Below are 21,260 nucleotides of genomic sequence, written 5' to 3'. Positions count from 1 at the left end.
GCTACTGTCAGAAATAACAGGTATCGACACCATCTGTCGGAAGTTCGAGACTGAAAATAAAAAAACCCGCCATCCCTTACACAGGAATGGCGGGTTTTTTCGTTAAGTTTTCAGTTACACGGTGTCCACCTTCAACGAGTGATCATTGAGCATGCCGTTGATGATGGTCGCGGTATCCGCACCACCAATCACCCCGCCTGCCCCTGGCGTCACCCCGTAATGACTGGCCAGGTTAACGCCCGCCAGATCGATCGTCTGGTTCGGTGCCGCGCCGGCCATGGCGCTGACGTCGATGCTGGTCATCACTGACGCGCCGCTGCCACTGACGGTGAAGTGCAGGTAGTCATCCAGCGATGCCGTCGTGCCATTTTCCCCTTGCAGCAGTTGCGACAGGTCGAGCTTGTCGGTGCCGGGCGCGAAGTCGGTGATGACATCGTGTCCGCTATTGCCCTTGAGCCACTCGAAGGTGTCGGCTCCGCTGCCGCCGGTAAGTGTGTTGTTGCCCAGGCCGCCGATCAGGAAGTCATCGCCGCCTCCGCCGTTGAGTATGTCGTTGCCCAGGCCACCGGTGATGACGTTGCTGTTGTTGTCTCCGGTGAGGGTGTCGTTGAAGTTGGAGCCTGTGAGGTTTTCGATCCCGGTCAGGGTGTCAGTCCCGGCGCCAAGGGTGTTCTGCGCGGTGAGCAGGCTCAGGTCGACTTTGACCCCGGCCGTGGCATGGGCGTAGCTGGCGGTATCGGTGCCCGTGCCACCGTCGAGCAGGTCGTTGCCCGCGCCGCTGTACAGCAAGTCGTCGCCAGCGCCGCCATGCAATTCGTTGTTGCCGTTGCCCGCAGTGAGGATGTCGTTACCGTCACCGGCGTTGAGGATATTGTCGCCATCGCCCGCGATCAGCGTGTCATTGCCCGCCGTCCCGGTGAGGGTATGGCTGTCCTGATAGCTGATGGACACGTTGGCACTGTCGCTGCCGCCATGGCTGTCACTGGCAGAGTAGCTGCCGTGGTAGTCCGGGGCGATGTCGTGACCACCGGCGTAGTTGAGGGTCATGGTCAGTTGGTAGTTTTCCGCCGCATTGGGGGTGCTGCCACTGGTGTTGGCGATGTTGGTGATGTGGATCTGGTAAGTCCCATCCGCGGATGCTGTGAGGGTTTGCCCGTCCGCGAGGTTGATCCATGACCCGCCGTTGAGCGAATACTCCATGGCCACATGCCCGGCATCGAGGTTGTGATTCAGGTTGAGGGTTTCACCTTGCTTCAGGTTTACGGTGAAGCGGTCCTCATCGTTGACGTTGGATTGGGCGTTGCTAGCCGCCCCCAGGTAACCACTGACCACCAGCACGGCGGTCATGGTCGCGGCATTGGCCGCGAAGGCGGTGCGTACGTTGCCTAGGTTCTGGTTGGCCGCCGTGCCGGAATTGGTGCCGGTGACGACGAGGGAACCAGTGCCGGTGAAGTCCGCAGCCTTGGAAATCCAGCCGGTGTTGAAGCTGGTCGACGATGGGCTGAGCGAATCGCTATTGGAATCAGTGTCGTTGGCCAGCAACAATTCGCCCGGCACCGTCAAATTGTTCGAGAGCACGTTGGTGATGATGTGATCATCGAATGCCACCGGAGCCGCGTTCGGAACGACCTTGACCACCAGGTTCGAACTGGCGAGATCGCCATCCTTGTCGCTGACCGTGAAGCCGATGTTTTCGGTGATCAACACCGACGTGGCTTTCTGCGAAACGTAGCTGTATTCGCCGGTATCGAGGTTCACCACCAGGGTGCCCTTGCCATTAGTGGCGACGCTCAGCGAGTTGTTAATCGTGTTGAAAGTGCCTTTATTAATGCCGCCGCTGGAAATCAGAGAACCCTGATTACTGAGGCCTTTAGGGTCATAGGTGTAGGTGGTGCCGTCGATGGTGATGGATTTAATGAAACCGCCATCAGCACCGAACGTACCGCCCTCGCCCAGCAGCGAACCAGTCACCGGTGCGCCAACCACGGTGCCGGACAACACCGAGTTCAGTTGATTGAGATCGGTCACCACCACCGCGTTGGTATTGGTCTTGGTGCTGCCGTCATACGCCACGGGATCGAGGTTGCTGTTGCTGACACCGCTGCCCAGGCCAATCGCGTAATTCTTGATCGCATTGTTTTCGAGGAAGGCTTTCCAGGACGCTTCATCCTGAGTACCGATATCCCCTTCGTTGGGTTTGCCATCCGAGAAGAAATACCCGACGTTTTGCGCCCCGGTGAGTTTGCCACTGGTGCCGAACGCGGTTTTCGCCATCGCCACGGCGGCGTCGTAATCGGTGTTACCGCCCGCCGTCAGGCCGGAGATGATCGACTTGGCCGTCGCGACATCGACCCAGATCGGCGTCTTGTCGGTGGCGCCGCTGCTGAAGGTAACGATCTGCACTTTGACATCGCCGAGGTCGTCGTACTTGTCGAGCAAGGCACTGATCGCCTGCTTGGCCAGTGCCAGTCGCGAGTAACCCGCGACGCCTGAGGCGTCGGCCATACTGCCGGACACGTCGATCACCAGCAGCAGGTTGGAATCTATTTCCGCGGCTGACACTGAACGCTCCGAAGCCACGGCTTTGGGAATGTCATCGACAATATTGACCACGATGGTGCTGGTGGTGCTGTTGCCCAGTGCATCGGTGGCTTTGTAGGTGAAACTTTCGCTCAGGGTATTGGCACCGTCATTGGCACCCGGCGAGGTCTTCGGTGCCGAGGTCAGGGTGTAGGTGTAAGTGCCGTTGGGGTTGAGCAGGATCTGGCCGAAATTGCCGGTGGCACTGCCGACCAGGGTGTAGGTAACGGCGCCGCTGGCACCGAAGACTGAACCGACCAGCGTGCCGCTGGCGGTTTCGCCGGTGTGGCCCGGCTCACTGCCGATGACGCTGCCGGCGCCCAGGTCCTGGCCATCCTTGCTCAGGTCGAGGGCTTTTTCGTAGACAGTAACGTCAGTGTCGCTGAACGCGCTGATGCAGTTGTTGTTCACGTCGATGGTGATGGTGGTGGTGCTTTCATCACCGTCGGCGTCGCGCAAGGTGTAGGTGAACACGTCGCTCGCACCCGGGCCGCTCACGCCGTTCGGATAGCTGTGGTACTCGGCGTTGCCATGAGAGTCCAGCGTCAGGTAGCCGTAGGTGCCATTGATCGGGCTGTTGAGACCGCCGAGTGCCGGGGTCGAGGTGTCGGAACCGGCGCGGACGCCGACTACGCCACCGCCCGCCGTCGGGCCATCGGCGCCACCGACGTCGTTCCACAACACGTTGCCGGTGACCACGCCACCCTCCGAGACCGGAATCGCATCGGCGTGTGCTGTAGGCACGTCGTCGACAATGTTGATCACGATGGTACTGGTGACGCTGTTGCCCAGCGCGTCGGTGGCCTGGTAGGTGAAAGACTCGCTCAGGGTATTGGCACCATCATTCGCGTGCGGCGTGGTGTTGACCGGGTTGGTCAGGGTGTAGTTGTAGGTGCCGTTGGGGTTGAGCAGGATCTGCCCGTAGTTCCCGTATGTGCCGCCGACCAGGGTGTAGGTGACATTACCGCTGGCACCGAAGACCGAACCCACCAGCGTGCCGCTGGCAGTTTCGCCGGTATGGCCTGGCTCGCTACCGAGGGCGTAGCCAGCCGAAAGATCCTGGCCATCCTTAACCGTGTCGAGGGCTTTTTCGTAGACGGTCACGTCGGTGTCGCTGACCGCGCGGATGCAGCTGTTGTTCACGTCGATGGTGATCGTGCTGGTGCTTTCGTCACCGTCGGCATCGCGCAAGGTGTAGGTGAACACGTCGGTCGCACCGGGGCCGCTCACGCCGTTCGGATAACTGTGGTACTCGGCGTTGCCTTGAGCGTCCAGCGTCAGGTAGCCGTAGGTGCCGTTGATTTGGCTGTTGAGGCCGCCAATGACCGGGGTCGACGTGTCGGAACCGACGCGCACGCCGACCACGCCACCACCGGCGGCCGGGCCATCGGCGCCGCCGACGTCGTTCCACAGCACGTTGCCGGTGACCACACCGCCCTCCGCAACCGAGACCGCGTCAGGGTTGGCGGTCGGCAGGTCGTCGACGATGTTGACGTTGATCTGCCCGGTCGCCGTGCTGCCATCGGCGTCGGTGGCGACGACGGTGAAGTTCTCGCTGACGCTGTTGGCGCCGTCGGCGTTGGGATGATCACGGTCGGTGTAATTGAGGGTGTAGCTGTAGCTCACCTCGCCGGTGGTCGAATCAAAACCGGTGATGGTGAAGGTCGCGCCGGTGCCGGTGGTGGTGTGTTGCGGGAAGCCTGCCGCCACGCCGCCGCTGACCACCGCAATACCGCCCACCGTCAGGGTTTGCAGGCCATCCAGTGCGGTGACGGTGAAGGTCCCGCTCTGGGTCAGGGCCGGGGCATCGGGCTCGGTGCCGTAGGTGAGGTTTTTCTCGTAGACCGTCAGCTCGCCGCCAGGCACGTCGAGGCCGTTGAGCGTTACGCCGTCATCGTTGTTGTGGATGTTCAGCACCAGGTTCGCGGTGCTGGTATCGCCGTCGGCATCGGTCAGGGTGTAGGTGAAGGTCTCGGTGCCGTTGCCATTGCCGTGCAGGGCTTTGAAGTCGGCGTCGCTGGTGTTGAGGGTGTAGGTGTAAGTGCCGTTGGCGTTCAGCACCAGGTTGCCATAGGTGCCGACAAACGTGCCGGGAGTGATCGGGCCACTGTTCGGGCCGGTTGCCACGACATCGGCGCCTTGCACGTCGTTGCTCAGGACGTTGCCGGTCAGGCTCAGTTGGGTTTCCGCCGCGGCCAAGTCGTTGCTGTCGTGCGTGGCTTTCGGCACGTCATCGACGATGTTGACCACGATGGTGCTGGTCACGCTGTTGCCCAGGGAGTCGGTGGCCTGGTAGGTGAAGGTTTCGCTCAGGGTGTTGGCGCCGTCGTCCGCGTGCGGCGTAGTGCTGGCCGGCGAAGTCAGGGTGTAGGTGTAGGTGCCGTTCGGGTTGAGCTGGAGCTGGCCGAAATTACCGGTGGCGCTGCCAACCAAGGTGTAGGTGACGGCGCCGTTGGCACCGAAGACCGAACCGACCAAGGTGCCGCTGGCGGTTTCGCCAGTGTGGCTTGGGTCGCTGCCGGTGACGGTACCGGCAGCCAGGTCCTGGCCGCTTTGGTTCAGGTCGAGGGCTTTTTCATAGACGGTCACGTCGGTGTCGCTGACCGCGCGGATGCAGCTGTTGTTCACGTCGATGGTGATCGTGCTGGTGCTTTCGTCACCGTCGGCATCGCGCAAGGTGTAGGTGAACACGTCGGTCGCACCGGGACCGCTTACCGCGTTCGGGTAGCTGTGGTATTCGGCGTTGCCCTGGGCGTCCAGCGTCAGGTAGCCGTAGGTGCCGTTGATTTGGCTGTTGAGGCCGCCGATGACCGGGGTCGACGTGTCGGAACCGACGCGCACGCCGACCACGCCACCACCGGCGGCCGGGCCATCGGCGCCGCCGACGTCGTTCCACAGCACGTTGCCGGTGACCACACCGCCCTCCGCGACCGAGACCGCGTCAGGGTTGGCGGTCGGCAGGTCGTCGACGATGTTGACGTTGATCTGCCCGGTCGCCGTGCTGCCATCGGCGTCGGTGGCGACGACGGTGAAGTTCTCGCTGACGCTGTTGGCGCCGTCGGCGTTGGGGTGGTTGCGGTCGGTAAAATTGAGGGTGTAGCTGTAGCTCACCTCGCCAGTGGCCGGATCAAAACCGGTGATGGTGAAGGTCGCGCCGGTGCCGGTGGTGGTGTGTTGCGGGAAGCCTGCCGCCACGCCGCCGCTGACCACCGCAATACCGCCCACCGTCAGGGTTTGCAGGCCATCCAGCGCAGTCACCGTGAAGGTCCCGCTCTGGGTCAGGGCCGGGGCATCGGGCTCGGTGCCGTAGGTGAGGTTTTTTTCGTAAACCGTCAGCTCGCCGCCAGGCACATTGAGGCCGTTGAGCGTTACGCCGTCATCGTTGTTGTGGATGTTCAGCACCAGGTTCGCGGTGCTGGTATCGCCGTCGGCATCGGTCAGGGCGTAGGTGAAGGTCTCGGTGCCGTTGCCATTGCCGTGCAGGGCTTTGAAGTCGGCGTCGCTGGTGTTCAGGGTGTAGGTGTAAGTGCCGTTGGCGTTCAGCACCAGAGTGCCGTAAGTGCCGGTGAAGGTGCCGGGGGTGATCGGGCCGCTATTAGGGCCGGTCGCCACACGGTCCGCGCCTTGCACGTCGTTGCTCAACACGTTGCCGTTCAGCGTCGGCAAGGTTTCCGAAGCGGTCGAGGCATTGTTGTCATCAACTGCTTTCGGCACGTCGTCGACGATGTTGACGTCCAGGCTGCCATTGGCGGTGGTGCCGTTATCGTCAACCACAGTGACGGCGAAATGTTCAGGGAGCGTGTTGGCACCGTCGGCGCTCGGGTGAGCCTCGGGATTCGCCAGGGTGTAGCTGTAGCTGACCACGCCAGTGGTCGCGTCGTAGCCGGTGATGGTCAACGTGCTACCCAACGGAGTGGTAACCGACTGCGGGAAGCCTGCGCTGACACCGCCAGTGACCACGGCGATGCCGCCCACGGTCAGGGTCTGCACTCCGTCGAGGGCCGTGACGGTGAAGGTGCCGTTTTGGGTAAGGGGCGGAGCGTCCGGGCTGCTGCCATCGCCGAGGTTTTTCTCATAAATCGTGAGTTCACCCCCTTCGATGTTCAGGCCATCAATCGAGACCGGGTCGTCGTTGTTGTGGATCTGCAAAACCAGGTTCGCGGTGCTGCTGTCGCCGTCGGCATCGGTCAGGGTGTAGGTGAAGGTCTCGGTACCGTCGCCACCGCCGTGCAGGGCTTTGAAGTCGGCGTCGCTGGTGTTAAGGGTGTAGGTGTAAGTGCCGTTGGCGTTCAGCACCAAAGTACCGTAGGTGCCGGTGAAGGTGCCGGGGGTGATCGGGCCGCTGTCAGGGCCGATCGCCACACGATCTGCGCCTTGCACGTCATTGGTCAACACGTTGCCGTTCAGCGTCAGCAGGTTTTCCGAAGCCGTCGAAGCATTGTTGTCGTCGATCGCTTGAGGCACATCGTCGGTGATGTTGACGTCCAGGGAGCCAGTGGCCGTGTCGCCGTTGCTGTCGCCGACCACCACGGGGAAATGTTCGCTGAGACTGGTGCCGTCACCAGTCGTATGCGTTTCACTGCCATTGAGCGTGTAGCTGTAACTCACCACGCCCGTGGCCGGGTTGTACCCGGTGATGGTCAGCGTGCTGCCCAGCGCAGTGGTGATCGACTGAGGGAAACCGGCGGCCACACCACCGTTGATCACGTTGATTCCGCCAATGCTCAGACTGGTCAGGCCGTCAGGCGCGTTGACGGTGAATGTGCCGTTCTGGGTCAGAGCACCGGAATTGCTCGCCGAACCGTCAGAGAGGTTGGCTTCCTTGACCGTCAGTTCGCCGCCCTCGATCGACAGGCCGTTGAGAGTGACAGGATTATTGACGGGAGGCGTAACGTCAGGGGGAGTGATAATCGGGGGCGTTACCACTGCCGCCGGCGTGCCGTCGCCGTTGTCATCGCCGTCGCGTCGCGCTTCGGGAAACTCGGGAATGATGCTGAAACCGGCGCTTGGAAAACCAATGTTCGGATCGACCCGCCCGCCCACTTCCTCGAGCATGACGAAACTGTGGCCGCCTCCCGCCGTCCCGTCAGCGGGCCCGGTCGAACCCGGACCGGCCGCCGTGGCTTCAGCGGTCTGCGTCGGGTCATCGCCGGCCGCAATGGCTTTTTGCAGCTGTTCGACGTCAGTCAGTTGCTCCTGGCTTGGCGCGACTGTTTCCGAGGTGTCTACATGGGGCGATTGATTCGCCAGCAACTGCGGAGTCATTTGCAAGCTGCTGCCACGGCCGAGGGTCAGTTCCTGGCCATTCTGCAGGTGCACCGCCACCGCGCCTTCGGCTCCGGTATTCAGTTGATCACCGGCAAACAACCGGTCCCCCTCGACCAGCGCGCGTCGGGTGCCATCGCTCCCTACCGCGAATACCTGACCGATGACCTTACTGACGATACCGATGAGCGTAGCCATGTGTATTTCCTCCGCTGCCAACCGCTGTCGGCACCTGTTTTGTTGCGGAGATCATGCTCATGGCTCAAGCGGGTTGCCTGGCGGATCGTCTGTGCCGGTCAGCGGGGTTATTTGCATTAACCGCTTCCCTGGCGACGATCTCGCCTAGCGTATTGCTCGCGGGCTTCATTTACGGCGAGAAACTAAAACCCTTTGCAATCAATGGCAACGGGTCAAATGACCGAAATTACGAGCCCTGCGAGCGATGCGTAACGGTTCTGAACCATCCGGGCGACAAAAAACCGTCACCACAGACCGCTTCGCTTCCCTCCCCTCCAGCACTTCTCCGCCTATTTTCGATGAGTTGGATGGAACTTTTCTTCTGCCCCGTTGAGCGCCCTAAAGCTCATAAAACAAGGGCTTCCGAGGAGAACAATGTGCCGGATTTAGAATACCGCATAAGTTTTTTTTGGCATAAGCTTTATGAGAAATAGTTCTTAGGTTTTCTGTAGAATGTTCTTAGCTCTGTTGTTAAAACGATGAAACGGTATACCTATAAAAGCCGTCAAATAATTGGCGACAAATAAGTACCATTAGGAAATCAGGGAGATGCACCCATGCGCCTTTTAACCCCGCTCTGCAGCGCAATACTATTGGCCATGGCCTGCTCTTCTCAGGCACAAGCCATGTCGTTGACAGATGCGATCCAGAGCACCATCGCGACGCACCCGGAGCTGGCATCGCGAGTGGACAGCCGTCTGTCGGCGGATGAAGACGTGAAGGTCGCCAAGGGCGGTTTTTATCCATCGGTGGATCTGAATGCCGCGTACGGGCGCGGGTATAGCGATAACACCAACACCCGCGCGTTCGGCAATCACCACACGGAAATCCTCAATTACACGCAATCGGAGTTGCGCTTGCGGCAGATGCTGTTCGACGGGTTCAACACGTCCAACGAAGTCGAGCGCACCAAAGGCGTGGTCAACTCCCGCGCCTATTACGCTCAGGGCACCGCTCAGGACCTGGCCCTGCGCACCACCGAGGTTTACCTCGAAGTGCTCAAGCGCCGCGAACTGGTGACGCTGGCCAAAAACAACCTGCAAGCGCACTTGCGGGTCAACGATCAGATAGGCCTGCGTACCGAGCGGGGTATCGGCAGCAACGCCGATGCCGACCAGTCGACCGCTCGTCGGGCACTGGCGGAAAACAACCTCGACACCGCTGAAGTCGATCTGGCGGACGCCGAGTCGAACTTCGCCGCCGTTGTCGGGCGCCTGCCGGACGAACTCGAAGCCCCGCCGTCGATCCGTGGCGAACTGCCGGCGTCGCTGACGGAAGCTCAGCAAAGCATGGTCGACAACAACCCCTACCTGAAATCCGCCCAGGCTGACGTGCAATCGGCCGAGAGCCAGTACGAAGTCGCGAAGTCACCGTTCTACCCTCGCTTCGACGCCGAAGCCGCGGTGGGTGCGAACAACAACATCGGCGGCGAAGAAGGCCATGACAACGAGTGGCGGGTCGGTGTGGTGATGAATTACAACCTGTTCCGCGGCGGCAGCGACAAGGCTCGTCTGCAGTCCGATGCGCACAAGATCAATCAGGCGATGGACATCCGCAACAACGCCCTGCGCCAACTCAACGAAAACATCCACCTGGCCTGGAACGCCATGATCAACGCCAAGAAACAAACTCCGACCGCCCGTGAATACGCGGACACCAGCAAACGCGTGCGCATCGCCTATCAGGACCAGTTCGGCCTCGGCCAACGCACCCTGCTCGACCTGCTGGACAGTGAAAACGAGCTCTACAACGCCAACCGCCGCTACACCGAAGTTCGATACACCGAGGAGTATTCGATGTACCGTGTGTTGGCGAACATGGGCCAGTTGCTGAGCAAACAACGCGTAGTGCTTCCCGCCGATGCCGTCGCCCAGACCGAAGTAATAAACGAAGCCCGTTTGCCTGAACTGAAGTAGTGCCTGGAGCGTTCAATGTGACAAGCATGGAAACCGCCAACAGCGGTGTCGATCCACGCCTGAGCTTCGATGACCCGTTACTGGATGGTCTGTTGATTCTCTGCAAACTCCACGGCGCGACGGTCAGTCGCGCCAGCCTGAGTGCCGGGCTACCGATGGCGAACCAACGCCTGAGCCTGGACCTGCTGCCCCGCGCAGCGGCCCGGGCGGGTTTGCAAGCGCGCTTGCTGCGCCGCGATCTCAAAGATATTTCTACGCTCAACCTGCCCGTGTTGCTGCTGCTCGACAACGGCCGCACCGCCGTTCTGCGCCGCTACGGTGATGACGGCCGGGTGCTGATCCTGCCCAGCGAAGCCGATGGCGGCGAACAATGGATCAGCCCTGAAGAACTGGCCGAGCACTACACCGGCCAGGCATTGTTTGCCCGGCCGCGCCATGAACTCGAGGACCTGCGTTCACCGCTGGTGCCGCGAGTCCAGGCATGGTTTCGCGACACCCTGAAGTTATCGAAGTGGCTGTACAGCGATGCGATTCTGGCGAGTTTCCTGATCAACTTGCTGGGCTTGATGGTGCCGCTGTTCGTGATGCAGACCTACGACCGCGTAGTGCCGAACCAGGCCACGTCGACCCTGTGGGTGCTGTCCATCGGTTTGCTCATCGGCACCGGTTTCGAACTGGTACTGCGAGTGGTGCGTGCGCATTTGCTGGACACGGCCGGGAAGAAAACCGACGTGATCCTGTCGGCCACGTTGTTTGAGCGCATCACCGGCATGGCGATGAAAGCACGCCCGGCCACCATCGGCGGATTTGCCCAGAGCATTCACGACTTCCAGGGCCTGCGGGAATTCCTCACCGCCGTGACCCTCACCAGCCTGATCGACCTGCCCTTCGCGTTGCTGATGTTGGTCGTCATCGGTCTGCTCGGTGGCTGGCTGGTGGTGATTCCGGTGCTGGCCTTTCCCATCACGATCATCTTCGCCATGATCATTCAGGCGCGCCTGCGCGACACCGTGCAGAAGAGCCTCAGCCTTGGCGCCGAACGCCAGGCGCTGCTGATCGAAACCCTCGGCGGCCTGGAAACGCTCAAGGCCTGCAGCGCCGAAAGTGAACGCCAGCACAAATGGGAAAGCACCCACGGCGCCCTCACTCGCCTCGACAGCCATGCGCGCAACCTCTCGGCGTTGGCCACCAACGGCACTTTGTTCATCCAGCAGTTTTCCGGCATGGCGACCATCGTCGCCGGGGTTTACAGCATCATCGCCGGCAATCTCAGCGTCGGCGCACTGGTGGCGACCTACATGCTCGGTAGCCGAGTATTGGCCCCATTGGGTCAGATTGCCGGCTTGATCACCCGCTACCAGCAAGCGCAACTGACCATGAAAAGCACTGACGCGCTGATGTCGCTGCCGCAGGAGCGCGATGCCAGACAACGGCCGCTGGAACGCACGCAACTGCAAGGTGCACTGGACGTCGTCGGTGTGACCTTCCACTACAACGGCCAGAGCACCCCGGCACTGGCCAATGTCAGTTTCACCGTAAAACCCGGCGAGCGGATCGGCATCATCGGTCGCAGCGGCTCCGGCAAAAGCACCCTTGGTCGACTGGTTATGGGCTTCTATGAACCGGAGGAAGGCCAGTTGCTGCTCGATGGCCTGGACCTGCGGCAACTGGACGTCGCCGACCTGCGCCATCAAGTCGGCTACGTCGCCCATGACCTGCCGCTACTGGCCGGCAGCCTGCGCGACAACCTGACCCTCGGCGCGCGCTACATCAGCGACGCCCGCATGCTCGAAGTGGCAGAGCTCACTGGCGTCACGGAACTGGCCCGGCAACACCCGCAAGGCTTCGACCGGCCCGTGGGCGAGCGCGGACAGTTGCTGTCCGGTGGTCAACGCCAGGCTGTATTGCTGGCCCGTGCCTTGTTGCTCGACCCGCCAATCATGCTGCTCGACGAACCGACCAGCGCCATGGACAACAGCAGCGAAGACGTCCTGCGACAGAAACTCCACAGTTTGGTCCAGGGCAAAACCGTATTGCTGGTCACCCACCGTACTTCGATGTTGAGCCTGGTGGATCGGCTGGTGGTGCTGGACAACGGGAGGATCGTCGCCGACGGACCGAAAGAAGCAGTCATCGATGCATTGCGCAAGGGCCGTGTCGGCTCTGCGGCTGTCTAGGAGTAGCCCATGTCTGCGGACCAAAACTCACGCGGCTACTTCAACAGCTTCGGCAAAAGCGCCGAAGTTGAATTCATGCCCGAAACCGCCGGTGCGTCATTGCAGGATTCGCCGCGCTTGTCTCGCATTACCGTGTGGCTGGCGGCGGCGCTGCTGATCAGCGCGCTGGTGTGGGCCAAATTCGCCGTGCTCCAGGAAGTCACAATGGGCGAAGGCAAGGCGATCCCGTCGAGCAAGGTTCAGGTGATCCAGAACCTTGAAGGCGGCATCGTCACCGAAATCTTCGTGCGCGAAGGACAAATGGTGAACAAGGGCGACACCTTGTTGCGCCTGGATGACACGCGCTACCTGTCGAACAAGGGCGAGAGCGAGGCTGATCGATACGCGCTGACCGCGCAGGTCGAGCGCTTGTCCGCCGAGGCCGAGGGCCGGCCGTTCAAGCTGTCGGACGAGGTCATCGCCAAAGCGCCGCAAGTGGCCGAGGACGAACGCTCGCTGTACGACCAACGGCAACGTCGATTGGCCAGCGAGCAACGCACGCTAAGCGAACAACTTCGGCAAAAAACCCAGGAACTGGCGGAGTTTCGCTCGAAACAGGGGCAATACAGTTCAAGCCTGGCGCTGGTCAACCAGGAAATGGGTATGTCCGAACCTCTGGTCAAGACCGGCGCGGTGTCGCCGGTTGAAATCTTGCGCCTCAAGCGCAGCGCGGTTGAAATTCGCGGCTCGTTGAACGCCACCACCCTGGCCATTCCCCGGGCGGAATCGGCGATTGCCGAGATCAGGAGCAAGATCGACGAGTCGGAACAAACCTTCCGCTCGGAAGCGGCCAAGGAGCTGAATGAGAAACGCACCGACCTGTCGAAAATCACCGCATCGAGCATCGCCATCGACGACCGCGTAACGCGTACCACCGTGGTCTCGCCCGTTCACGGGATCATCAAGGTGCTGAAGGTCAATACCATTGGCGGCGTGGTCCAGCCAGGCAGCGATATGGTGGAAATCGTGCCGCTGGAAGACAACCTGCTGATCGAGGCCAAGGTCCGGCCACAGGACGTGGCGTTCCTCCATCCAGGCCAGAAAGCCATGGTCAAGTTCAGTGCCTACGACTACACGATCTATGGCGGCCTGAGCGCGAAACTGGAATTGATCGGCGCGGACACCATTACCGATGACAAGGGCAACAGCTTCTACTTGATCCAGGTGCGCACTGACAAAAACCACTTGGGCGGCGACGTGAAACCGCTGCTGATCATCCCGGGGATGGTAGCGACGGTGGATATCATCACGGGTGAGAAGAGTGTGCTGGATTACTTGCTCAAACCGGTGTTGAAAGCGCGGACCGAGGCGATGCGCGAAAGATAGGCCCGACTCCATCCCCGTGGCGAGGGAGCAAGCTCCCTCGCTACAAGTAGTCATCCGCCGTGATTTTTCAGGTAAGTCTCCTCCCCCATCGCCGCAATCTGCCCGTCGATCAACGCTTCGAACGGCTTGAGCAAAGGCGCAAACGTGGTCGGTGATTCGAGTGTTTCCAAGGCCTGCACAATCGCCTCCACCGTCGACAACGCCCCCGGACCCGGCGCCTTGCGGAGTCGATAACGGGATACGCCGCCCTCGGCCAGCGTCACCCTCGGCAACGCCGCCAGCAGCGGATTGAGATGCAACATCTTGCGCGCCTTGCGCCAGGTGCCATCCGGTACGACCAGCAACAGCGGTTCATCGCAGTCGGTATAGGCTTGCACCGGTTGCGCGTCGTCACCGGGAAACAACAACCGCGCGCGATACCCCGGCCGATTCAACAGTGCCGGCAAATCCTCGAACACCTCGCCGACGATCAGTTCGGCATTGGTCAACCCCAACGCGGCCAGGCGCGCGGTGTTCAGCGCATGATTCACTTCACTCGGGTGCTGCAACAACAGCACACGGGTGCGGCTGTCGAGGCTTGGGATCAACGGGCACAGGCAATGGGTTTGTGGGCGCAGGCAGCGGGAACACTGGACTCTGGACATTGCTTGGTTCCTTAAGCCGACTGATTCAGCTGCGCTTTGAGTAGATCGCGGAAGGTCTGGATCAACGGTTCGCGGCTGCGGCCACGACGCACGATCATCGAGAACGGCGCTTGATAGCCGAAGGTCGCCGGCAGCAGCACACGCAAGTCGCCCTTGTCAGCCCAGGCCTGGGCGTAATGTTCCGGCAGGTAGCCGATGTAGGCGCCGGACAGCACCAGAATCAGTTGCGCCTCCATACTCTCCACCGTCGCGGCGCTGTGCTTGAAGCCGTGGCGCGCCAGTTCGGCCTGGCTCCAGTAGCCGCGACCCACCATCCGTTGCTGGGTGATGACCTGCTCGGGAATCCGCCGCTCGTTGAACAACGGGTGACGCGCGCTGCAATACAACCAATGTTGTTCGCGGTAAAGCGGCATGTAGACCAGGCCACTCATGCGCGTGGAGAACGCGCCGATGGCCAGGTCAAGACGATTGTCCTGCACACCCAGCTGCAGTTCGTACGGACTCATGACCGATAAATGCAAATGCACCGCCGGGTGTTCCTGGCTGTAGGCGCCGATGGCTTCGGCGAACGGCAGGGCGTTGTCGCTGACGGTGGAATCGATCACCCCAAGATTCAGCGTGCCGCGCAGTTCGCCCTTGAGCGCGGCGGCGTATTGTTCGAAACCCTCCAGCTCCCCCAGCAAACGCAGGGTTTCCTGATGGAACAACTCGCCCTTGCTGGTCAGGCTGAAACCGCCACGGCCGCGATGACACAACACCAGGCCGAGGGCCGCTTCGAGCTGGCTCATGTAGGTGCTGATGGCCGACGTCGAGAGGTTCAGCTCTTGCTGGGCGTTGGCGAAACCCTGATGACGCACCACGCTGACAAAGATGCGCAATAGTTTCAGGTCGGGTAAAGCGTTGGCCATGGGGGCTCCGTAACTTGTTCAGTGAGGACGCGTTGTCGGATGGGCGGTTGCTGCGCAACCGATCGCCAGCAAGCTCCGGCTCCAACAGAAATAACCCGTGCCTCTGGGCGACACCGACCTGTAGGAGCCGGCTTGCTGGCGATCTGCCCGTCCGTGCAACGCATCGCTCAAGCCGAGAAGTCTATCCCGGCCCTCACCATTAGTTTAGAAAAATCTGAACTAAGTATTTGCCCGTAGCGATTCTTCCCGGCCACTACATTTCGCAGAATCCGCCCAAACCGGTGCCCGTACCTCCCGTGAACGGTGCAACCGACATAAATAAAACAAACGACGATGAGGCCCTACCCGTGGACAAGATTCTTCACCAACCACTGGGCGGCAACGAAATGCCGCGCTTCGGCGGCATCGCCACCATGCTGCGACTCCCCCACGTACCTACCGCTGCCGGCCTCGACGCTGCTTTCGTCGGCGTGCCTTTGGACATCGGTACTTCACTGCGCCCCGGCACCCGTTTCGGGCCACGTGACATCCGCGCCGAATCGGTGATGATCCGTCCGTACAACATGGCCACCGGCGCGGCACCGTTCGACTCGCTGTCGGTTGCCGACATCGGCGACGTGGCGATCAACACCTTCAATCTGCTGGATGCCGTGCGGATCATCGAAGAATCCTACGACAACATCCTCGAACACGATGTGATCCCGCTGACCCTGGGCGGCGACCACACCATCACCCTGCCAATCCTGCGTGCCATCCATAAAAAGCACGGCAAGGTCGGCCTGGTGCACATCGACGCCCACGCCGATGTGAACGATCACATGTTCGGCGAGAAAATCGCCCACGGCACCACCTTCCGCCGGGCCGTTGAAGAAGGCCTGCTGGACCCGGACCGTGTGGTGCAAATTGGTCTGCGCGCCCAGGGCTACACCGCTGACGACTTCAACTGGAGCCGTAATCAGGGGTTCCGCGTCGTTCAGGCCGAAGAGTGCTGGCACAAATCCCTGGCACCGTTGATGGCCGAAGTTCGCGAAAAAGTCGGCGGCGGTCCGGTGTATCTGAGCTTCGACATCGACGGCATCGATCCGGCCTGGGCACCGGGTACCGGCACTCCGGAAATCGGTGGTCTGACGACCATTCAGGCAATTGAGATCGTTCGTGGCTGCCAAGGCCTCGACCTGATCGGTTGCGATCTGGTAGAAGTCTCGCCCGCTTATGACACCACCGGCAACACCTCGCTGCTGGCCGCCAACCTGCTGTACGAAATGCTCTGCGTACTGCCCGGCGTGGTCCACCGCTGAGGATCGGTCATGAACGAACGTGATCAGGTATTGAAAGCCGCCGCCGATCTGGTGTCTGCCTTCGCCCGTAACGATCGCGAAGCCTACTTCGGGGCTTTCAGCGCCGATGCCAGCTTCGTCTTCTACACCCTCGAACAGCCGCTGCTGTCGCGCCATGCCTATCAGGCGTTGTGGGATAGCTGGCGTGCCGAGGATGGCTTCGAGGTGCTCTCGTGCACCTCGAGCAACGCTTTCGTCAGCCTGCAGGGTGACGTGGCGATTTTCATTCATGACGTGGCCACCGAGCTGCGCATGCAAGGGGAGCAACACTTCAGCCAGGAGCGCGAGACGATTGTTTTCAAGAAACAAGCGTCTGGCCAAGAACAACAAGGCCTATGGCTGGCCTGTCACGAACATTTGTCCGCAATGCCGGAAGGGCTGCCACCCCCTTAGCCAAACAGGTGACGCTCACACACGATGAGCGCGCCTTTATGATCGGAGCAGATCATGAATAACAACAACAACGACCAAAGCCTTACGCAAATTGAAACCCACGGGGTCGAACAGATCCCGGACAACGAACGAACTGCAGGCCCGACGGACTTGTTCCGGATGATCTTCGGTGGTTCCAACACCTTTGCCACCGCCGTGCTCGGCAGTTTCCCGGTGCTGTTCGGCCTGTCTTTTCAGGCGGGCGTGCTGGCGATTGTGCTGGGCGTGCTGCTGGGCTCGTTGATCCTCGCGCCAATGGGCTTGTTCGGCCCGATCAATGGCACCAACAACGCCGTATCTTCCGGTGCGCACTTCGGCGTGCACGGGCGGATCGTCGGTTCGTTCTTGTCGCTGCTGACCGCCATCGCCTTCTTCTCGCTCTCGGTGTGGAGTTCGGGTGATGCCCTGATCGGTGGTGCCAAACGCCTGATCGGCCTGCCGGAAACCGACCTGACCCTGGGCCTGGCCTACGGTTTGTTCGCGATTCTGGTACTCACCGTGTGCATCTACGGCTTCCGCTTCTTGCTGTGGGTCAACAAGATCGCGGTGTGGAGCGCCAGCCTGCTGTTCCTGCTAGGCATCTTCGCCTTCGCCGGTCCGTTTGATGTGAACTACGCCGGCACCGTGAACATGGGACAACCGGGTTTCTGGGCTGCGTTCATTGGTGCTGCGCTGGTGGCCATGAGCAACCCCATTTCTTTCGGCGCGTTCCTCGGCGACTGGTCGCGCTACATTCCGCGTGATACCTCCAAGCGCCGGATCATGGCCGCCGTGGTGATCTCGCAGATCGCAACCTTCATCCCGTTCCTGTTCGGCCTGACCACCGCCACCATCGTCGCGATCAAGGCTCCAGACTACATCGCGGCCAACAACTATGTCGGTGGCCTGCTGGCCGTTTCGCCGAACTGGTTCTTCCTGCCGGTGTGCCTGATTGCAGTGATCGGCGGCATGTCCACCGGCACCACGTCGCTGTACGGCACTGGTCTGGACATGTCCAGCGTGTTCCCTCGCGTGCTGTCGCGGGTCAAGGCCACGTTGCTGATCGGTGTGATGTCGATTGCCTTCATCTTCATCGGGCGCTTCGCGGCGAACCTGGTGCAGAGCGTTTCGACCTTCGCCGTGCTGATCATCACCTGCACCACCCCGTGGATGGTGATCATGATCATCGGCCTGCTGGTGCGTCGCGGCTTCTACTGCCCGGATGACCTGCAGGTGTTCACCCGCGGCGAGAAAGGTGGCCGCTACTGGTTCACCCACGGCTGGAACTGGCGTGGCCTGGGTGCCTGGATCCCGAGCGCGGCCGTCGGCCTGTGCTTCGTGAACCTGCCGGGGCAGTTTGTCGGACCTTTGGGCGAACTGGCCGGCGGCATAGACGTCAGCCTGCCGGTGACCCTGGGCCTGGCCTCGCTGGTGTACCTCGCGTTGCTGAGCCTGTTCCCGGAATCGAGCGCGGTGTTCGGCCCGAATGATTCACGCAGCAAGAGCACAAGCGTCGCGGTAAAACCCGAGCTACGTCAGCCTGCCTGACACAGTTCCACCTGTGGGAGCGAGCCTGCTCGCGAAGACGGCGGCACATCCAACATTGATGTGACTGTCTGACCGCATTCGCGAGCAGGCTCGCTCCCACAAAAAGCAGCACCACAGAAACGCTTTAGTTTCACCATAAAAAAGACAATCGGAGACACGCCATCATGGCTTTGGATTTATTCGTCGTACTCATCTACGCCGCCGCGATGCTGATACTCGGCTATTACGGCATGCGCAAGGCCAAGACCAACGAAGACTTTTTGGTCGCCGGTCGTAACCTCGGCCCGAGCCTGTACATGGGCACCATGGCTGCCACCGTCCTCGGCGGCGCGTCCACCGTGGGCACCGTGCGTCTGGGTTATGTACATGGCATTTCCGGTTTCTGGCTGTGCGCCGCACTGGGTTGCGGGATCGTGGCGCTGAACCTGTTCCTCGCCAAACCGCTGCTCAAACTGAAGATCTACACCGTTACCCAGGTGCTGGAAAAACGCTACAACCCGATGGCCCGCTCGGCGAGCGCGATCATCATGCTGGCGTACGCGCTGATGATCGGCGTGACCTCGATCCTGGCCATCGGCACTGTCCTGCAAGTGCTGTTCGGCCTGCCATTCTGGATTTCGGTACTGCTCGGCGGTGGCGTCGTGGTGGTTTACTCGGCGATCGGTGGCATGTGGTCGCTGACCCTGACCGACATCGTCCAGTTCGTGATCAAGACCGTGGGCCTGATGTTCATCCTCTTGCCAATCTGCCTGTACCGCGTTGGCGGCTGGGATGAACTGGTGTTGAAACTGCCGGCGGCAAGCTTCAGCTTCACCACCATCGGCTGGGACACCATCATCACCTACTTCATGATCTACTTTTTCGGCATCCTGATCGGTCAGGACATCTGGCAACGGGTGTTCACCGTCAAGACCGCCAAAGTGGCTCAGGTCGCCGGCACCGCCGCAGGCATCTACTGCATCATCTACGGTCTGGCCTGCGCCCTGATCGGCATGGCTGCACACGTACTGATCCCGGACCTGGACAACGTCAACAACGCCTTCGCCGCCATCGTCAAATTGTCCCTGCCGGACGGTATTCGTGGTCTGGTAATCGCTGCTGCACTGGCCGCCATGATGTCCACCGCCAGCGCCGGCCTGCTCGCCGCTGCGACCACTCTGACCGAAGACTTGTTGCCGAAACTGCGCGGCGGTAAACAGTCGAGCTTGGGCCTCAACCGTCTGGTGACCATGCTGACCGGTATCGTGGTGCTGGGTATCGCCCTGGTGGTGAACGACGTGATCAGCGCCCTGACCCTGGCTTACAACCTGCTGGTAGGCGGCATGTTGATCCCGCTGATCGGCGCAATCTTCTGGAAGCGCGCCACCACCGCGGGCGCCATCGCCAGCATGGGCCTTGGTTTCGCCACTGCCCTGCTGTTCATGGTCAAGGACGGTCTGGATGCCAACACCCCGATCTACTACAGCCTCGGTGTTGGCCTGGTGAGCTTCGTGCTGGTGAGCCTGATGTCCCGTCGCCCGGCGACTCTGGCCAGCGCCGCCTAAGCTGAAACATAACGACTTGATGCTTTCTTCGACGAGTGTGGCGTCGGTTGCCACACTCGTTTTTTTTCGTCTGGAGAAAACTGCTTATGAAGATCGTCAGCCGCGATCAGTGGTTCGAGGTCAAGCGATTCAGTGATGGCATCCGCCTGATTCACGAGCCGTACATCCGACCCTTTTATCGCTGTAATCTCTGGCACATTCAGGGTCGCGACAAAGATCTGCTGGTGGACAGCGGTTCGGGGCTGGTCAGCCTGCGCGAGCAACTGCCATGGATCACCGAGCGGCCGCTAGTGGCAATAGCCAGTCATTGCCATTTCGACCATATCGCCGGGCATCATGAATTTCCCGAGCGCCTGGTGCACCCGGCCGAGGCGCAGATACTTGCCGCTCCGGACGGCGAGAATGATTTGAGTCGGGCGTTTGTCGGTGACGATATGTTCGAAGCGCACCCCGATTGTCCGCTGTGCTATGCCGAATACCGGGTCAAGGCCGCACCTGCCACAGGTTTTATCGAAGAAGGCGACGTGCTGGATCTGGGCAATCGGGTGCTGCAAGTGCTGCACACACCTGGACATTCGCCGGGCGGTATCAGCCTGTTCGAGGCGGCGACCGAGACGCTGTTCAGCGGCGACATTATCTACGACGGGCCGTTGATCGAAGACGCCTACCACTCCAACCTCGACGACTACGCGCGCAGCCTGCAACGCTTGCGCAGCTTGCCGATTCGAACGGTGCATGGCGGGCATTTCGGCAGTTTTTCAGGGGAGCATCTGCGCGACATGATTGATGAGTGGCAGCGTTCCCACGGCTGAAGCCTGCTGTACTCTACTTCAGGAAAACACAGCAGGGACAAAAACAGTAACGCCCTCGAAGAACGATCATGAAAAAAGCTGCCGTTCGTGCCGCCGTGCATCACTACATCAGCCGCCTGCTGGAGGGTCAGGATGACTTCGACGACAACGCCAGCCTGGCGCAGTTAGGATTGGATAAAGCGGATATTGAGGATCTGATCTTCCACCTGGAAGACGAATTCGGCGTGACGGCGTTCACCGCCGAGGAAGACCGGATGCTCAAGACGGCCAGGACGGCACATGACTTGAGCCGGTTTTTGCTGGAGATCGGGCGGCATTGAGACAGGTTGTCAAATGCGCTTCGTTAACAGCTCGGTAGCAATGAGCACCTGTGGCGAGGGAGATTGCTCCCGCTCCACTACGAGGCAGTCGCTAAAACTGCGATCGAGTTAGGTCTGACACACTTCAATGGTGATTTGGGGCTGCTGCGCAGCCCAGCGGGAGCAAGCTCACTCGCCAGAGCAAGCTCGCTTGCCA

13 protein-coding genes are annotated in these 21,260 nt (G+C 60.9%); 10 read left to right on the top strand and 3 right to left on the bottom strand.

The genetic code is table 11. The features are described 5' to 3' along the window. Positions 1-114 precede the first annotated feature (114 nt). A complete protein-coding gene (locus ABVN21_RS02750) occupies positions 115-8,043 on the bottom strand; it encodes a retention module-containing protein (RefSeq protein WP_339554004.1) in 7,929 nt (2,642 codons plus the stop codon). 59 nt (positions 8,044-8,102) lie between these two features. On the opposite strand from ABVN21_RS02750, the gene ABVN21_RS02745 reads away from it, so the two are divergent. From ABVN21_RS02745 to ABVN21_RS02730, 4 genes are all read left to right on the top strand, one after another. Then, positions 8,103-8,516: a hypothetical protein gene (locus ABVN21_RS02745; protein WP_339554006.1), complete on the top strand. Its 414-nt coding sequence runs from the start codon at positions 8,103-8,105 to the stop codon at positions 8,514-8,516. A 123-nt stretch (positions 8,517-8,639) separates the two neighbouring features. Then, a complete protein-coding gene (locus ABVN21_RS02740; RefSeq protein ID WP_339554007.1) occupies positions 8,640-9,998 on the top strand; it encodes a TolC family outer membrane protein in 1,359 nt (452 codons plus the stop codon). Positions 9,999-10,015: 17 nt separating this feature from the next. Then, complete coding sequence (locus ABVN21_RS02735; RefSeq protein ID WP_339554008.1) at positions 10,016-12,175, top strand: type I secretion system permease/ATPase; 2,160 nt, start codon at positions 10,016-10,018, stop codon at positions 12,173-12,175. A 9-nt stretch (positions 12,176-12,184) separates the two neighbouring features. After that, positions 12,185-13,540 carry an HlyD family type I secretion periplasmic adaptor subunit gene (locus ABVN21_RS02730; RefSeq protein ID WP_339554009.1) on the top strand — a complete coding sequence of 452 codons (1,356 nt, stop codon included), beginning with the start codon at positions 12,185-12,187 and terminating at the stop codon, positions 13,538-13,540. 50 nt (positions 13,541-13,590) lie between these two features. Here ABVN21_RS02730 and ABVN21_RS02725 read toward each other — a convergent pair whose 3' ends face one another. Then, positions 13,591-14,184 carry a DTW domain-containing protein gene (locus tag ABVN21_RS02725; protein ID WP_339554010.1) on the bottom strand — a complete coding sequence of 198 codons (594 nt, stop codon included), beginning with the start codon at positions 14,182-14,184 and terminating at the stop codon, positions 13,591-13,593. 11 nt (positions 14,185-14,195) lie between these two features. Continuing rightward, positions 14,196-15,092, bottom strand: coding sequence for a LysR family transcriptional regulator (locus tag ABVN21_RS02720; RefSeq protein ID WP_339554011.1), 897 nt, complete (start codon positions 15,090-15,092; stop codon positions 14,196-14,198). A 347-nt stretch (positions 15,093-15,439) separates the two neighbouring features. Between ABVN21_RS02720 and speB the strand changes: the two genes are divergently transcribed. From speB to ABVN21_RS02690, 6 genes are all read left to right on the top strand, one after another. Next, positions 15,440-16,390 carry an agmatinase gene (gene speB / locus ABVN21_RS02715; protein WP_339554013.1) on the top strand — a complete coding sequence of 317 codons (951 nt, stop codon included), beginning with the start codon at positions 15,440-15,442 and terminating at the stop codon, positions 16,388-16,390. 9 nt (positions 16,391-16,399) lie between these two features. Further along, complete coding sequence (locus ABVN21_RS02710; protein ID WP_339554014.1) at positions 16,400-16,822, top strand: nuclear transport factor 2 family protein; 423 nt, start codon at positions 16,400-16,402, stop codon at positions 16,820-16,822. Between the two features lie 54 nt (positions 16,823-16,876). Then, positions 16,877-18,388, top strand: a complete 1,512-nt coding sequence (locus ABVN21_RS02705; RefSeq protein ID WP_339554016.1) for a cytosine permease — start codon at positions 16,877-16,879, stop codon at positions 18,386-18,388. Positions 18,389-18,552: 164 nt separating this feature from the next. After that, positions 18,553-19,932, top strand: a complete 1,380-nt coding sequence (locus ABVN21_RS02700; protein WP_339554018.1) for a sodium:solute symporter — start codon at positions 18,553-18,555, stop codon at positions 19,930-19,932. An 86-nt stretch (positions 19,933-20,018) separates the two neighbouring features. After that, complete coding sequence (locus tag ABVN21_RS02695; RefSeq protein WP_339554019.1) at positions 20,019-20,744, top strand: MBL fold metallo-hydrolase; 726 nt, start codon at positions 20,019-20,021, stop codon at positions 20,742-20,744. Positions 20,745-20,812: 68 nt separating this feature from the next. Then, positions 20,813-21,064: an acyl carrier protein gene (locus tag ABVN21_RS02690; RefSeq protein WP_339554020.1), complete on the top strand. Its 252-nt coding sequence runs from the start codon at positions 20,813-20,815 to the stop codon at positions 21,062-21,064. Positions 21,065-21,260 lie beyond the last annotated feature (196 nt).

The organism is Pseudomonas sp. MYb327, from assembly GCF_040438925.1.
GTDB lineage: Bacteria > Pseudomonadota > Gammaproteobacteria > Pseudomonadales > Pseudomonadaceae > Aquipseudomonas.
The sequence above is the reverse complement of the archived record's forward strand: the minus strand, read 5'-3'. Positions and strand labels throughout refer to the sequence as shown.

Bases quoted from the DNA above. Each gene is read 5' to 3' on its own strand.
- ABVN21_RS02750 (WP_339554004.1), bottom strand. From the start codon at position 8,043: ATGGCTACGCTCATCGGTATCGTCAGTAAGGTCATCGGTCAGGTATTC.
- ABVN21_RS02745 (WP_339554006.1), top strand. From the start codon at position 8,103: ATGGCTCAAGCGGGTTGCCTGGCGGATCGTCTGTGCCGGTCAGCGGGG.
- ABVN21_RS02740 (WP_339554007.1), top strand. From the start codon at position 8,640: ATGCGCCTTTTAACCCCGCTCTGCAGCGCAATACTATTGGCCATGGCC.
- ABVN21_RS02730 (WP_339554009.1), top strand. From the start codon at position 12,185: ATGTCTGCGGACCAAAACTCACGCGGCTACTTCAACAGCTTCGGCAAA.
- ABVN21_RS02725 (WP_339554010.1), bottom strand. From the start codon at position 14,184: ATGTCCAGAGTCCAGTGTTCCCGCTGCCTGCGCCCACAAACCCATTGC.
- ABVN21_RS02720 (WP_339554011.1), bottom strand. From the start codon at position 15,092: ATGGCCAACGCTTTACCCGACCTGAAACTATTGCGCATCTTTGTCAGC.
- ABVN21_RS02710 (WP_339554014.1), top strand. From the start codon at position 16,400: ATGAACGAACGTGATCAGGTATTGAAAGCCGCCGCCGATCTGGTGTCT.
- ABVN21_RS02705 (WP_339554016.1), top strand. From the start codon at position 16,877: ATGAATAACAACAACAACGACCAAAGCCTTACGCAAATTGAAACCCAC.
- ABVN21_RS02700 (WP_339554018.1), top strand. From the start codon at position 18,553: ATGGCTTTGGATTTATTCGTCGTACTCATCTACGCCGCCGCGATGCTG.
- ABVN21_RS02695 (WP_339554019.1), top strand. From the start codon at position 20,019: ATGAAGATCGTCAGCCGCGATCAGTGGTTCGAGGTCAAGCGATTCAGT.
- ABVN21_RS02690 (WP_339554020.1), top strand. From the start codon at position 20,813: ATGAAAAAAGCTGCCGTTCGTGCCGCCGTGCATCACTACATCAGCCGC.